12 protein-coding genes are annotated in these 13,330 nt (G+C 68.0%); 4 read left to right on the forward strand and 8 right to left on the reverse strand.

What is annotated here, in order from left to right:
* Positions 1–28: 28 nt before the first annotated feature.
* Positions 29–994 carry an RNase adapter RapZ gene (rapZ, locus tag ACNR9W_RS13965; protein WP_419270180.1) on the reverse strand — a complete coding sequence of 322 codons (966 nt, stop codon included), beginning with the start codon at positions 992–994 and terminating at the stop codon, positions 29–31.
* A gap of 33 nt (positions 995–1,027) precedes the next feature.
* Positions 1,028–1,441, reverse strand: a complete 414-nt coding sequence (locus ACNR9W_RS13970) for an HPr kinase/phosphorylase (protein WP_419270178.1) — start codon at positions 1,439–1,441, stop codon at positions 1,028–1,030.
* Between the two features lie 214 nt (positions 1,442–1,655).
* Between ACNR9W_RS13970 and ACNR9W_RS13975 the strand changes: the two genes are divergently transcribed.
* A complete protein-coding gene (locus tag ACNR9W_RS13975; protein ID WP_419270176.1) occupies positions 1,656–3,251 on the forward strand; it encodes a phosphoenolpyruvate carboxykinase in 1,596 nt (531 codons plus the stop codon).
* Between the two features lie 95 nt (positions 3,252–3,346).
* Here the strand turns inward: ACNR9W_RS13975 and ACNR9W_RS13980 are convergent, their stop codons facing one another.
* The 5 genes from ACNR9W_RS13980 to ACNR9W_RS14000 form a co-directional block, all read right to left on the reverse strand.
* Complete coding sequence (locus ACNR9W_RS13980; RefSeq protein ID WP_419270174.1) at positions 3,347–5,338, reverse strand: PhoX family protein; 1,992 nt, start codon at positions 5,336–5,338, stop codon at positions 3,347–3,349.
* A gap of 121 nt (positions 5,339–5,459) precedes the next feature.
* Positions 5,460–6,386 (reverse strand): ornithine carbamoyltransferase, encoded by a 927-nt coding sequence (argF, locus tag ACNR9W_RS13985; RefSeq protein ID WP_419270172.1) that lies wholly within the window; start codon positions 6,384–6,386, stop codon positions 5,460–5,462.
* A 100-nt stretch (positions 6,387–6,486) separates the two neighbouring features.
* Positions 6,487–6,966, reverse strand: a complete 480-nt coding sequence (locus tag ACNR9W_RS13990) for a GNAT family N-acetyltransferase (RefSeq protein ID WP_419270170.1) — start codon at positions 6,964–6,966, stop codon at positions 6,487–6,489.
* On the reverse strand, positions 6,956–8,128 hold the full coding sequence (locus tag ACNR9W_RS13995; protein WP_419270168.1) for an aspartate aminotransferase family protein: 1,173 nt from the start codon (positions 8,126–8,128) through the stop codon (positions 6,956–6,958). The genes ACNR9W_RS13990 and ACNR9W_RS13995 overlap by 11 nt, the downstream gene beginning before the upstream one ends.
* Before the next feature lie 143 nt (positions 8,129–8,271).
* A complete protein-coding gene (locus ACNR9W_RS14000) occupies positions 8,272–9,114 on the reverse strand; it encodes an ABC transporter permease (protein ID WP_419270166.1) in 843 nt (280 codons plus the stop codon).
* 117 nt (positions 9,115–9,231) lie between these two features.
* On the opposite strand from ACNR9W_RS14000, the gene ACNR9W_RS14005 reads away from it, so the two are divergent.
* Entirely contained in the window at positions 9,232–9,846 is a 615-nt protein-coding gene (locus ACNR9W_RS14005; protein ID WP_419270164.1) for a GcrA family cell cycle regulator, read from the forward strand.
* A gap of 83 nt (positions 9,847–9,929) precedes the next feature.
* On the opposite strand, the gene ACNR9W_RS14010 is transcribed toward ACNR9W_RS14005, so the two are convergent.
* Positions 9,930–10,088 (reverse strand): hypothetical protein, encoded by a 159-nt coding sequence (locus tag ACNR9W_RS14010; protein WP_419270162.1) that lies wholly within the window; start codon positions 10,086–10,088, stop codon positions 9,930–9,932.
* A gap of 345 nt (positions 10,089–10,433) precedes the next feature.
* Between ACNR9W_RS14010 and metG the strand changes: the two genes are divergently transcribed.
* Both metG and rocF read left to right on the forward strand, forming a co-directional pair.
* Positions 10,434–12,152: a methionine--tRNA ligase gene (gene metG, locus ACNR9W_RS14015; protein WP_419270160.1), complete on the forward strand. Its 1,719-nt coding sequence runs from the start codon at positions 10,434–10,436 to the stop codon at positions 12,150–12,152.
* A 190-nt stretch (positions 12,153–12,342) separates the two neighbouring features.
* Positions 12,343–13,266 (forward strand): arginase, encoded by a 924-nt coding sequence (rocF, locus tag ACNR9W_RS14020; protein WP_419270158.1) that lies wholly within the window; start codon positions 12,343–12,345, stop codon positions 13,264–13,266.
* Positions 13,267–13,330: the final 64 nt, after the last annotated feature.

Genomic DNA, 13,330 nt, shown 5'->3' on the forward strand with positions numbered 1-13,330 from the left:
GTTCCACCAAGTCCAAAAGCCCGCATCGTCATGACGCCTGCCTCTGCGTCGGTCGTGCCTCGCCCGTGGGCGATGCATCCCCGCCAGAATGCAGCGCCGTGCTCCGACGCTCGAGTTCCCTATGTCTTATTGACACCGGCCAGCCAGCATCCGCAAGCGCAACGGCCATCTTTTCCACCAAAGTGACGGAACGGTGTTGCCCTCCGGTACAGCCAAAGCCGATGGCCAGATGCGACTTCCCCTCCTCCATATGGGCGGGCAGCAGGAACTCGACAAGATCGCGGGTCTTGTCGAAGAAGGCGGCGAACCGCGGGTCGGCGCTCACATGGGCCTGGACCGCCGCGTCGCGCCCGTCCAGCGGCCGCAGGTGGGGCTCCCAATGCGGGTTCGCCAGAAACCGGCAGTCGAACATCAGGTCCAGCCCGCGCGGCACGCCGCGCTTGTAGCTGAAGGAATGCAGCGACACAGTCAGCCGGTGATCCGGTCGCAGGTCGAAGACGCGGGTCAGTTCCGCCTTGAGGTCGTGGGGCGACAATTCGGTCGTGTCGATCAGCACATCCGCGCGCACCCGGACCGGGGCCAGCAGGTCGGCCTCGGCCTGCACGCCCGCCATCGGCTCCTGGTCGGGCGTCAGCGGATGGCGGCGACGCGTCTCGTTGTAGCGGCGCACCAGCACATCGGCGCTGCAGTCCAGGAACAGCACCTCGGGCGCGTATTCCGGGGCGCGGGTCAGCCGGTCGATCAGCTCGATCAGGTTCGAGGCCGAGAAATCGCGGTTGCGCACATCCAGCCCCAAGGCCAGCGGCATCGGTCGCGCGGGTCCATCCAGCAGGCGCGGGATCAGCGACAGCGGCAGGTTGTCGATGGCTTCATAACCCAGGTCCTCCAGCACATTGATGGCCGTGGACCGGCCCGCCCCGGACGGACCCGTGACCAGCACCAGCCGCTGGACGCCCCGGGCGGCGTCACCTTCTGCCTTGGCGGGATGGGGCATGAGACCTCCTTGTTTGCGACGACGGACGGGCGGCTAGGCCAGGCGATGTCCCAGCATCATCTGCCGCAGCGCAGCGTAAAGATGCGGCCGATAGGGACCCAGCACAAGCGAAACCCGGACCCCCAGCCATTCCTGATGCCGCAGCTGTGGCAGCCGGTCCGCTTCGGCCTGCCCCAGGTCGCAGGCCCAGGCCACCGGCACGGGCGGCGACGCCGCCGCCGACAGGATGCCGACGCCCCGCGCCTCGATCCGCCCCAGCAGCGGCAGGGGCGCCGAGGCCACCAGACGCCCCGCCGACAGGCGCAGGTCCGTGCGGTCATCGGCGACCAGCGCGGCCCCCACCGCCATCAGCTCCAGCGCCAGGCTGGACTTGCCGCTGCCCGAGGGGCCCAGGATCATCAATCCCTGCCCCTCCAGCGCGATCGTCGTGGCATGCAGCTGGATCATGCGAATCACCTCCCCCTCATCCTGCCGCAGAAGGACTTAATTTTCTCTCCATGCCCGCCGTGCCCGACGCACAAACTGGCCTGATTGCGATAACATTCAACGTTGGCGCTAACTGTTTGCGCTGTCTTGTTTTCGGCCCGAACGCCCGTGTTATAGCCGATCCAGTGCCGAATGAACGGGCAGCCGCCCCACCCCAGCCACGGAGCCACCGACAATGACGACGCGTGTAAACCCCAACTGCCGACTTGAGGATCAGGGAATCGAGGGGCTGGGACGGGTTTATTACAACCTGCTGGAGCCGGCCCTGATGACCGAGGCGGTGGCCCGCGGCGAAGGCCAGCTGGGCCTGGGCGGCAGCTTCCTCGTCTCGACCGGCGCCCATACCGGCCGCTCGCCCAAGGACAAGTTCGTGGTCCGCACCCCGTCGGTCGAGGACGCGATCTGGTGGGACAACAACAAGCCGATGGCGCCCGACGCCTTTGACCGCCTGCATGCCGACATGCTGGCGCATATGAAGGGCGGCGACTACTTCGTGCAGGATCTGTTCGGCGGCGCCGATGCCGACAACCGCCTCGACGTGCGCGTGGTCACCGAACTGGCCTGGCACGGCCTCTTCATCCGCCACCTGCTGCGCCGCCCCGCAGCCGAGGAGCTGGCGGCCTTCGCGCCCGAATTCACGATCATCAACTGCCCGTCCTTCAAGGCCGATCCCGAACGCCACGGCTGCCGCTCGGAAACCGTGATCGCGATGAACTTCGACAAGAAGCTGATCCTGATCGCCAACACCGCCTATGCGGGCGAGAACAAGAAATCCGTCTTCACGCTGCTGAACTACCTGCTGCCCGAAAAGGGCATCATGCCGATGCATTGCAGCGCCAACCATGCGCCCGGCAATCCCGACGACAGCGCGGTCTTCTTCGGCCTCTCGGGCACCGGCAAGACGACCCTGTCGGCCGATCCCTCGCGCGTGCTGATCGGTGACGACGAACACGGCTGGTCCGACACCGGCATCTTCAACTTCGAGGGCGGCTGCTACGCCAAGACGATCAACCTTTCGGCCCAGGCCGAGCCCGAGATCCACGCGACCACCTCGCGCTTCGGCACCGTGATCGAGAACATGGTCTTCGACGCCGACAGCCTGGAACTCGACTTCGAGGACAACTCGATCACCGACAACATGCGCTGCGCCTATCCGCTGGAGGCGATCTCGAACGCCTCGGCGACCAGCCTCGGCGGCCACCCGAAAAACGTGATCATGCTGACCTGCGACGCCTATGGCGTGCTGCCCCCGATCGCGCGGCTGACCCCGGCGCAGGCCATGTACCACTTCCTCTCGGGCTTCACCTCCAAGACCCCGGGCACCGAAGTCGGCGTCAGCGAACCGACCCCGACCTTCTCGACCTGCTTCGGCGCCCCCTTCATGCCGCGCCGCCCCGAGGTCTATGGCAAGCTCCTGCAGGAAAAGATCGCCCAGCACGGCGCCAGCTGCTGGCTGGTTAACACCGGCTGGACCGGGGGGGCCTTCGGCACCGGCCGCCGCATGCCGATCGCCGCGACCCGCGCGCTTCTGGCCGCGGCGCTGGACGGTAGCCTGAACGACGTCCAGTTCCGCCGCGACCCGAACTTCGGCTTCGATGTCCCGGTCAGCGTGCCGGGGGTCGAGGACAAGCTGCTGGACCCGCGCCAGACCTGGGCCGACCCTGCCGCCTATGACGCGCAGGCCCGCAAGCTGGTCCAGATGTTCTGCGACAACTTCGCGCAATACGAAAACGCCATCGACGACGAGGTCCGCGCCGCCGCCATCGGCTGATCGGACCCGCGCCTCAACCAAAAAAGGCCGCGCAACCTGCGCGGCCTTTTCCTGTCTCACTGGGGCGGCCCTCAGGCCACCCGTCCACCGGCCACTCAGCCGATGCGCCCGCCGCCCTGCCTGGTGATCGCCACGACCGACGGCCGGGTCGGCATGTCGTCGCGGAAATCCGGCCAGCGCGTGGACAGGTCCTCGTAATAGGACGGCCGCCCGAACTCGTCCCAGTCATCGCCGCCATCGGCAGGATGCTGGACCGCCACGAAGAAGGTCGCCATGTCCGGCGTCATGCAGGGCCCGCACATCTCGGCCCCCACCGGCACCCGATAGAACAGCCGCGAGGTGCCGCGCGCCTCGCCTTCCGTGTCCAGCGCCCAAAGCCCGTCCGTGCGCCCGGTCTCGGAGGGCGAATTGCCGTCGGTCGAGATCCACAGCCGCCCATCCGCATCCACGGCGCAGTTGTCGGGCATCCCGAACCAGCCGTTCTCGGTCGTCGCGGTCGAAAAGGTCGCCCCTACCTCGGCAATCGACGGATCGCCGCACTTCACCAGGATCTCCCAGGTGCCGCGCGTGGCGGCCAGGTCGCCGCCCTCCTCGATGATCTCGATGATATGGCCAAAGGCGTTCTCGGTGCGGGGATTGGCGGCATTGGCCTCCTCCCGCTTGGTGTTGTTGGTCAGCATGACATAGACATGGCCGTTCTCGGGGTTCGGCTCGACGTCCTCGGGGCGGTCCATGGGGGTGGCACCCAGCAGGTCCGCGGCGCGCCGCGCCTCGATCACCACGTCGGCCTGGCTGGCAAAGCCGTTCGCGGCCGTCAGCGGCCCCTCGCCCTGGACCAGCGGCAGCCATTCCATGCCGCCCTCCTCGTCAAAGCGCGCCACATACAGCGTGCCCTCGTCCAGCAGGTCCATGTTCGCCGCCCGGTCGTCGGGATCGTAGCGCCCGGCCGTCACGAACTTGTAGACATAGTCGAACCGCTCGTCGTCGCCCAGGTAGAACACCACCCGCCCGTCCTTGGACAGCGCGCTCTCAGCGCCCTCGTGCTTGAAGCGGCCCAGGGCGGTGCGCTTCTTGGGCACCGCGGTCGGGTCCATCGGATCGACCTCGACCACCCAGCCGAAACGGTTCGGCTCGTTCGGCTCCTGCGCCAGGTCAAAGCGGCCGTGAAAGCGGCCCCAGTCGTAATTGCCGCCCGGCACGCCCAGACGCTCGTAATTGGCGGCCTCGGCATGGCCCTGCGGCAGCTCGCCCAGGAAATAGCCGTGAAAGTTTTCCTCGGCCATGATGTAGGTGCCCCAGGGCGTCACGCCGCCGGCGCAGTTGTTGATCGTGCCCAGCACCTCGCGCCCCGACGGGTTGGCATTGGTCTGCAGGCGCGCATGGCCGGCGGCGGGACCGGTCAGCTGCATCGGGGTCTTGGCGGTGATGCGGCGGTTCATCCTGCCCTCGGGCAGGGTGCGCCACTTGCCGTTCTCTCGGCGGATCTCGATGATCGTGCCGCCATGCGCGGCCATCTCGACGTTCACGCGCTCCTCGGTCGCCGGGGCCACCACGACCTCGCCCGCCTCGATGGTGACGATGCCGGGGAACATCAGCTCCTCGTTGGTGTATTCGTGGTTCACCACCAGCAGGCCGTGATCCTCGGCGCCCTCCAGCGGGACAAAGCCCACATAGTCGTTGTTATAGCCGAACTGCTTCTCCTGCGCGGCCTCGGACTGGTTCGCGGGGTCGAACTCGGGCGCGTCGGCCAGCACCTTGTCGCCCCAGCGGATCAGCACATCGGCGTCATAACCCTCAGCCACGTGGTGATCGGCATCGACGCCGGCGGTGACCTCGGGAAAATCAAAGGCCGATCCCTCGACCCGGCCCTTCACCTGCGCGGCATCCGCCGACATCAGCGCCATCGGGCTGACCGTGGCGGAAATGGCGGTCACCGCCATGGCGCCGCGCATGAAGCCGCGGCGCGAAAAACGCGCGGCGATGATCTCGCCCATGGTCTGGTTGCGGGTCGGGTTCAGGCCGGGGCCGTCGGCCCGCTCAAGCTGACTGTTCCGGAAAATGCCGCGAACCGGCTGGAAGTCGTCCATGACGCGCTCCTTGCTGATGGGATGCCCCGCCTTTTCGGCGGGGCTTCAGCGCGGCTTAGACCTTCTTCATGGCAGGGCGATCACAGCCCCGCGACGGTTCCGTGACAACCTGCGGGCGAAGTCACAGCCCCAGGCAATGCCGCATGATCGCCTTCTGCGCGTGCAGCCGGTTCTCGGCCTCGTCGAAGATCACCGAATGCGGGCCGTCCATGACCTCGCTGGTGACCTCGTCGTCGCGATGCGCGGGCAGGCAATGCATGAACAGCGCGTCAGGCCGGGCCTTCGCCATCAGCGCGTCGTTCACCTGGTATCCGCGCAACTGGTTGTGGCGCCGCTCCTTGGCCGATTGCGGATCATGCATGCTGACCCAGGTGTCGGTCACGACCAGGTCGGCGCCCACCACCGCCTTGTGCGGATCGCGCTCGATGGTGATCGGGCGCCCTTGCGCCGCGGCATAATCCAAGCAAGCGCGCTCGGGGTCCAGCGGCGGCGGCCCGGTAAAGGTCAGGTCGAACCCGAACTGCCCCGCCGCATGGGCAAAGCTCGCAAAGACATTGTTGCCGTCACCCGACCAGACGACCTTCTTGTCGCCGATGGGGCCGCGATGCTCCTCAAAGGTCATCACGTCGGCCATGATCTGGCAGGGATGGGTGCGGTTGGTCAGCCCGTTGATGACCGGCACGGTGGCATGCTCGGCCATCTCCAGCAGCGTCGCCTCCTCGAAGGTGCGGATCATGATCAGGTCGACATAGCGCGACAGCACGCGGGCGGTGTCGGCGATGGTCTCGCCATGGCCCAGCTGCATCTCGGACCCGGACAGGATCATCGTCTGCCCGCCCATCTGGCGGACGCCCACGTCAAAGCTGACGCGCGTCCGGGTCGAGGGCTTTTCAAAGATCAGCGCCACCATGCGCCCTGCCAGCGGCTGTTCGTCGTCGGGCGTGCCCTTGGGCCGGTCGTTGCGGGCGGTCTTCATGGCGCGGGCCATGTCGATGATCGACCTCAGCGCCTCGCGGTCGGTGGTGTGGATATCCAGGAAATGGGTCATCTGTCTGTCTTTCGGCGATATCGGCCAAGCAAGCCTGCTTGCCACGGCGGGGTCAAGGGGGCGCAGCCTCCCTTCGCGGTTCTGGGCAGAAAGGATGCAGTTATCGTCGGCGCGTCATCACCCGGACCGGCCGGCCCGCCCCGTCGGGCAGGATCCGGTCGCCCGAAAATCCCGCCTTCTCATAGGCCCGGATCGCGCGCAGGTTCCCGGGATCGGGATCGATCGCCAGGACCGGGGCCCGCGCCAGCAGCAGGTCGCCCAGCGCGCGCAGCCACTCCCCGCCCCGGCCCATCCCCTCGGGCGCGCCAAAGACGTCGATCGCGATGGCATCGGCAGGCAAGTCCGCGAAATGCGGCGCCGGCCAGTGATGCGCCGGATAATGCTGCGCATATCCCAGCGGCACCTCCCCCTCCATCGCGATCAGCTGCGTCATCGCGGCCTCGTCCAGGTCCTCGCGCAGCAGGCCCAGCTGATGCCGGGGATCCGGCCACCAGCGGGCGACCTCGGGCCGCGCCAGCCATGTGGCCAGCATCGGCAGGTCCCCCGCCGTGACGGGCCGGAACCCGATCTCAGGCGGCAAGGCTGGCCGCCGCCCGGTCCAGCCGCGCCACCGCCTCGGCGATCTCCTCATCGGCGATGTTCAGCGGCGGCAGCAGGCGCAGCGTGTCATCCGCCGCGGGCACGGTCAGGATCTGCTGGGCATAGCCCGCCTTGACCAGATCCGCAGGCGCCACGTGGCATTTCAGCCCCAGCATCAGCCCCTGCCCGCGGACGCCCTCGAACACCTGCGGATGGGCCGCGACCAGCCCCTCAAGCTTCTGGCGGAACAGCGCGCCCTTGCGGTTCACCTCGGCCAGGAACGCCGGATCGGCCACGATCTCCATCACCCGCGCGCCCACCGCGCAGGCCAGCGGGTTGCCACCATAGGTCGACCCATGCGTGCCCGCCACCATGCCCGCCGCGGCGGCCTCGGTGGCCAGCACCGCGCCCAGCGGAAAGCCCCCGCCGATGCCCTTGGCGACCATCATGATGTCGGGCGTGATCCCGGCATATTCATGCGCGAACAGCCGCCCCGTCCGGCCCATGCCGCATTGCACCTCGTCCAGCACCAGCAGCGCGCCGGTCCGGTCGCACAGCTCGCGCAACCCCTGCAGGCAGACATCGGGCAGCGGGCGGATGCCCCCCTCGCCCTGCACCGGCTCGACCAGGATCGCGGCGGTGCGCTCGCTGACGGCGGCCTTCAGCGCCTCGTGATCGCCAAAGGGCAGCACGCGGAACCCCGGCATCAGCGGGCCGAATCCCTTGACCATCTTCTCGGCACCGGATGCCGCGATGGCCCCGGTCGACCGCCCGTGAAAGGCCCCCTCGAAGGTCAGGATCTCGATCCGCTCGGGGTCGCCTGCATGGTGCCAATGCTTGCGGATCATCTTGATCGCCAGCTCGGCCGCCTCGGTGCCCGAATTGGTGAAGAACACCGTGTCGGCAAAGGTGGCATCGACCAGCAGATCGGCCAGCCGCTCCTGCTCGGGGATCTGGTACAGGTTCGACACATGCCAGATGCGCCCCGCCTGCGCCGTCAGCGCGGCCACCAGGTCGGGATTGGCATGGCCCAGCACATTGACCGCGATGCCCGCGCCCAGGTCCAGGTATCGCGTCCCGTCGGCGGTCAGGGCCCAGGCCCCCTCGCCACGTTCAAAGGCCAGGGGTGCGCGATTATAGGTCGGCAGGACGTGCGAAATCATGGCGGATTCCCCGAAATGTCAGAACAGGATGTGAAGGGCGGGCAGGATCGGACGGTGACGGAACGTCAACGTCGGGGACGGGCACGAAGGGCGGTCCGGGCGATCATGCCCACCGCCATAGCGCCAACGCCCCTTTGGCGCAATCACGCTTTCATCCGATAGCCGGTTTTCAGCCAGCGCAGCGCCAGCGCCAGGACCAGCACGACCACCGCCCCGCAGATCAGGAAACCGCGCAGCGGCGGCGCGTCGCCGACCCCGGTGACGCCGTATCGCGCCCCGTCGATCAGGTAAAAGACCGGGTTCCAGTGCGACAGCGTGTTGAAGGGCTCGGGCAGGGCATCGACGGAATAGAAGGTGCCCGACAGGAAACTCAGCGGCGTGATGATGAAATTGGTGATCGCCGCCATCTGGTCGAACTTCTGCGCCATGATCCCGGCCAGGATCCCCAACCCCCCCATCAACAGCGCCGCCAGCAGCACGAAGCCCAGCGCCCACAGCGGATGGGCGATGCCGCGCCCGGTCACCAGCACCATCCCGGTGCCGATCACCGTGGCCACCAGCCCCGCCCGCACCACCGACCCGCTCAGGTAACCGGCCAGCAATTCGCCCCCCGACAGGGGCGGCATCAGCGTGTCGACGATATTGCCCTGGACCTTGGCCGCGGTGATGGAACTGGACGTGTTGGCAAAGGCGTTCTGGATCACCGTCATCATCAGGATGCCCGGCCCCAGGAAGACCAGATAGGGCAGGCCCATGATCTCGCCCCGTCCCTGGCCCAGCGCCAGCGCGAAAACCACCACGAACAGGCCCGCCGTCATCAGCGGCGCAAAGATCGTCTGCTGCCAGACCGCCATGAAGCGCATGACCTCGCGCGTGGCCAGGGTCCGCAGTCCCAGCCAGTTGACGCGGCCAAAGCGGCGCACGCCCATGGGCCGGTCCGGGACCCTCTCTGCGGGGGCGGGTTCGGCGATTGTCCGGAAGGTCATCTGGCGGTCCTTGAATTTCTGCGCTTCGGCGGCTAAATCTCGGCATCCCGTTTCTGACGGGACCAATCGAAGGTTTCAAGATGGGGCGGCAGGTCAGACCCGCCCGGAAAGGCAGCCATGTCCTGGACGGATGAACGTGTCGAGACGCTGAAGCGCATGTGGTCCGAGGGTCAGTCGGCCAGCGCCATCGCCAAGGAACTGGGCGGGGTGACCCGCAACGCGGTCATCGGCAAGGTCCACCGCCTGGGCCTGTCGAACCGCAACGACGAGGCCGAGGCCGCACCCGCGCCCCAGCCCGCCCCCGAACCCGTGGCCGAGAAGAAGCCCGCCAAGCCCGCGCCCCAGCCGGCCGCGGCCAGCGCCGCCCCCGCGCCCCAGCCCGCCGAACGCCTGCCCGAGCCCGAGCCGATCGAGCCCGCCGCCGTGCAGCCGACCTTCACCCCGGTCCCGCGTCGCCCGATCGTGCCCGCGGGTCAGCCCCTGCCGCCGCAGCCCTCGGCCAACGAGATCTCGCCCGAGGCGCTGGCCTCGGTCCGCGAGGTCGAAAAGCGCGCCCGCAAGCTGACCCTGATGGAACTGACCGAGCGGACCTGCAAATGGCCCATCGGCGACCCGGCCACCGACAAGTTCTGGTTCTGCGGCCTGCCTTCGGTCGCGGGCAAACCCTATTGCGAGGCGCATGTCGGCGTCGCCTTCCAACCGATGAGCTCGCGCCGCGACCGTCGTCGCTGAACCCGCCGCCACACCTGCCTCCGGGCATGACAAAGGCCGCCCCTTCGGGCGGCCTTTCGCGTCCTGGGGGCCGGTGCCCGGCGTCACCGCCGGTTGCCGGGGAACCACATCCCCATCCAGGCATCGGTCCAGGCCTTCTGCCATTCCTGCATCATCTGGGTCTGGGTCTTGTTCATCTCGGACATCATCTGTCCGCGCGCCGCGCCGGTCATGCTGTTGGCAGCCGACAGCCAGGCGCTCATCCATGGGTTCTTCATGTCATTCTCGCTTTCGGGGTGAGGGGAATTCCGGACACAACCCTCATGGGCGGCCAGGGTTCCGCCCGCGCCCCGTCCCGCCCGCCCCGTCCCGCCCCTCGCCGCATCCCTTGACGATCCGTTAACAGAGGGGCCGCAAGCGGTGTACGCGCGGTGTACGCCCCGTGCCTCCCCGGTGCCCGCCCCGTGCGCCCCCTTCGGCCAGCCTTTGCTGGCCCCGGCCCCGGCCCAGTCGCCGACCGTTGCGCGCACCGGCCCTGCAACGCGCGCCAGACTTTCCAACCCCGCGCAACAGGGCTAGAGATGCGCGACCCCGAAAGGACGCATGCCATGGCCCGCCACCTCATCACCTCCGCCCTGCCCTATATCAACGGCATCAAGCATCTGGGGAACCTCGTCGGTTCCCAGCTGCCGGCCGACCTTTATGCCCGCTACCTGCGGGCGCGGGGCCACGAGGTGATGTTCATCTGCGCGACCGACGAACACGGCACCCCCGCCGAACTGGCCGCCGCCAAGACGGGCGAGGCCGTGGCCGACTATTGCGCCCGGATGCATGCCGAACAGGCGCGCCTGGCCCAGGGCTTCGGCCTCTCCTTCGACCATTACGGCCGCTCCTCCAGCGACCGCAACCGCGCCCTGACCCAGCATTTCGCAGGCCGCCTGGCCGATCAGGGCTATATCCGCGAGGTTGTTGAAAAGCAGGTCTATTCCCATGCCGACGGCCGTTTCCTGCCCGACCGCTACATCGAGGGCACCTGCCCCAACTGCGGCTATGACAAGGCCCGCGGCGACCAGTGCGAGAACTGCACGAAACAGCTGGACCCGACCGACCTGATCGACCCGCGCAGCGCCATTTCCGGCAGCACAGACCTTGAGGTGCGCGAGACGAAACACCTCTACCTGCGCCAGTCCGAGCTCAAGGGCGACATCGCTGCCTGGATCGATGCCAAGGCCGACTGGCCGATCCTGACCACATCCATCGCCCGCAAATGGCTGAACGACGGTGACGGGCTGCAGGACCGCGGCATCACCCGCGACCTGGACTGGGGCGTGCCTGTGAAACGCGGCGATGCCCCCTGGCCGGGGATGGAGGGCAAGGTCTTCTATGTCTGGTTCGACGCGCCCATCGAATATATCGCGGCCACCGCCGAATGGGCCGACGCGGGGGGTCTGGACGAGGCCGCCTGGCGCCGCTGGTGGCGCCTGGACGAAGGCGCCGGGGACGTGACCTATACCCAGTTCATGGGCAAGGACAATGTGCCCTTCCACACCCTGTCCTTTCCCGCCACCCTGATCGGCTCGGGCGAGCCGTGGAAGATGGTCGACTACATCAAGTCCTTCAACTACCTGAATTATCAGGGTGGACAGTTCAGCACGTCCCAGGGCCGCGGCGTCTTCATGGACCACGCGCTGGACATCCTGCCGGCCGATTACTGGCGCTGGTGGCTCTTGTCCCACGCCCCCGAATCCGGCGACAGCGAGTTCACCTGGGAGAATTTCCAGCAATCCGTGAACAAGGACCTGGCCGACGTGCTGGGCAACTTCGTCAGCCGCATCACCAAGTTCTGCCGCAGCAAGTTCGGCGAGGTCGTCCCCGACGCCCCCGCCTACGGCCCCGAGGAACAGGCCCTGACCGAGGCGCTGACCACCCGCATCCGCGCCTATGAAGGCAACATGGAGGCGATGGAGGTCCGCAAGGCCGCCTCCGAACTGCGCGCCATCTGGGTCCTGGGCAACGAATACCTGCAATCCGCCGCCCCCTGGACGGTCTTCAAGACCGACCCGGAACGCGCGGCCATGCAGGTGCGCATGGGCCTGAACCTGGTGCGCCTCTATGCCATCCTTTCGGTGCCCTTCATCCCCTTCGCCTCGCGCGCCATGCTGGAGGCGATGGCCGTGACCGACGCGCCTTGGCCCGCCGATGTTTCCGCGGCCCTGTCCGCCCTGTCCGCAGGCCACGCCTTCACCGTCCCCGAGGTTCTCTTCGCCAAGATCGACGACGACAGCCGGACCGCATGGGAAGAGCGCTTCAGCGGCACCCGCGCCTGAAGCGCAACGGGGCGGCGGACCCTCTTGCCGCCCCCGTTCGCTGGCGCCATGGCCGGCACGTGACCCAGGCAAGCGGCTTTCCCCTCTGGCTGCGGACCCCAGGCACCTGGCGCCCGTCGCCGGATCGGCCGGTGGACTTTCCCCCTTTGGGCGGGTTTAGTCGGGCCGACCAGCAAAGACGGAGACGCGGATGACCCATTGCATCCTGATCGGAGCCCCCGTGGACGAGGGGCAGCGCCGTCCCGGCTGCCTGATGGGGCCCGCGGCCTATCGCACGGCGGGCATTGCCGGCACGCTCAGCACGCTTGGCCACAGCGTCGAGGATCGCGGCGATGTCACCCCCGCCCCCTTGGGCCAGCACGTCTGCGAGAACCCGGCCGTCCACCACCTTCCCGAAACCATCGCCTGGACCCAGGCGCTGTCCGAGGCGACCCAGGCCGCGCTGCCCCATGGCCTGCCCATCATCATGGGGGGTGACCATTCGCTGGCCCTGGGCACGGTGGCCGGCATCGCCCGCCATGCCGCAGGCATCGGCCGGCCGCAATTCGTGATCTGGCTGGACGCGCACAGCGACTTCCACACGGTGGCCTCGACCACCTCGGGCAACCTGCACGGAACGCCCATGGCCTATGCCAGCGGACTGCCGGGCTTTGACCCCTTCCCGCCCTTCCCGGCCCCGATCCCGGGGGAGAACATCTGCATGTTCGGCATCCGCAGCGTCGATCCCGCCGAACTGGCCGCGATGCAGCCGACCGAGATCACCGTGAACGACATGCGGGTGCTGGACGAACAGGGCATCGTCGCGCCGCTGCGGGCTTTCCTGGACCGGGTGCGGGCCGCAGACGGGCTGCTGCATGTCAGCTTGGACGTCGATTTCCTCGATCCCTCGATCGCGCCCGCCGTGGGCACCACCGTTCCCGGCGGCGCCACCTTCCGCGAGGCGCATCTTGTCATGGAACTGCTGCACGAATCGGGTCTGGTCACATCGCTCGACTTGGTCGAACTGAACCCGTTCCTGGACGAACGCGGCCGGACGGCCAAGCTGATGGTGGACCTGGTGGGCAGCCTCATGGGCCGAAAGGTCTTTGACCGCCCGACCCGCAGCTACGGCTGACGGGCGCCAGGCACCGGCGCCCGTCTTCTTTGGTAAATTACCTCACGAGGGTCCCGGGGCGCAA

This window comes from Paracoccus sp. T5 (genome assembly GCF_048538155.2).
Lineage (GTDB): Bacteria > Pseudomonadota > Alphaproteobacteria > Rhodobacterales > Rhodobacteraceae > Paracoccus.

What these genes read in the sequence shown, in the direction of transcription:
- ACNR9W_RS14000 (WP_419270166.1), bottom strand. Translation starts at nt 9,114, where the DNA reads ATGACCTTCCGGACAATCGCCGAACCCGCCCCCGCAGAGAGGGTCCCG.
- ACNR9W_RS13975 (WP_419270176.1), top strand. Translation starts at nt 1,656, where the DNA reads ATGACGACGCGTGTAAACCCCAACTGCCGACTTGAGGATCAGGGAATC.
- metG (WP_419270160.1), top strand. Translation starts at nt 10,434, where the DNA reads ATGGCCCGCCACCTCATCACCTCCGCCCTGCCCTATATCAACGGCATC.
- ACNR9W_RS14010 (WP_419270162.1), bottom strand. Translation starts at nt 10,088, where the DNA reads ATGAGCGCCTGGCTGTCGGCTGCCAACAGCATGACCGGCGCGGCGCGC.
- ACNR9W_RS13995 (WP_419270168.1), bottom strand. Translation starts at nt 8,128, where the DNA reads ATGATTTCGCACGTCCTGCCGACCTATAATCGCGCACCCCTGGCCTTT.
- rocF (WP_419270158.1), top strand. Translation starts at nt 12,343, where the DNA reads ATGACCCATTGCATCCTGATCGGAGCCCCCGTGGACGAGGGGCAGCGC.
- rapZ (WP_419270180.1), bottom strand. Translation starts at nt 994, where the DNA reads ATGCCCCATCCCGCCAAGGCAGAAGGTGACGCCGCCCGGGGCGTCCAG.
- ACNR9W_RS13980 (WP_419270174.1), bottom strand. Translation starts at nt 5,338, where the DNA reads ATGGACGACTTCCAGCCGGTTCGCGGCATTTTCCGGAACAGTCAGCTT.
- ACNR9W_RS14005 (WP_419270164.1), top strand. Translation starts at nt 9,232, where the DNA reads ATGTCCTGGACGGATGAACGTGTCGAGACGCTGAAGCGCATGTGGTCC.
- argF (WP_419270172.1), bottom strand. Translation starts at nt 6,386, where the DNA reads ATGACCCATTTCCTGGATATCCACACCACCGACCGCGAGGCGCTGAGG.
- ACNR9W_RS13970 (WP_419270178.1), bottom strand. Translation starts at nt 1,441, where the DNA reads ATGATCCAGCTGCATGCCACGACGATCGCGCTGGAGGGGCAGGGATTG.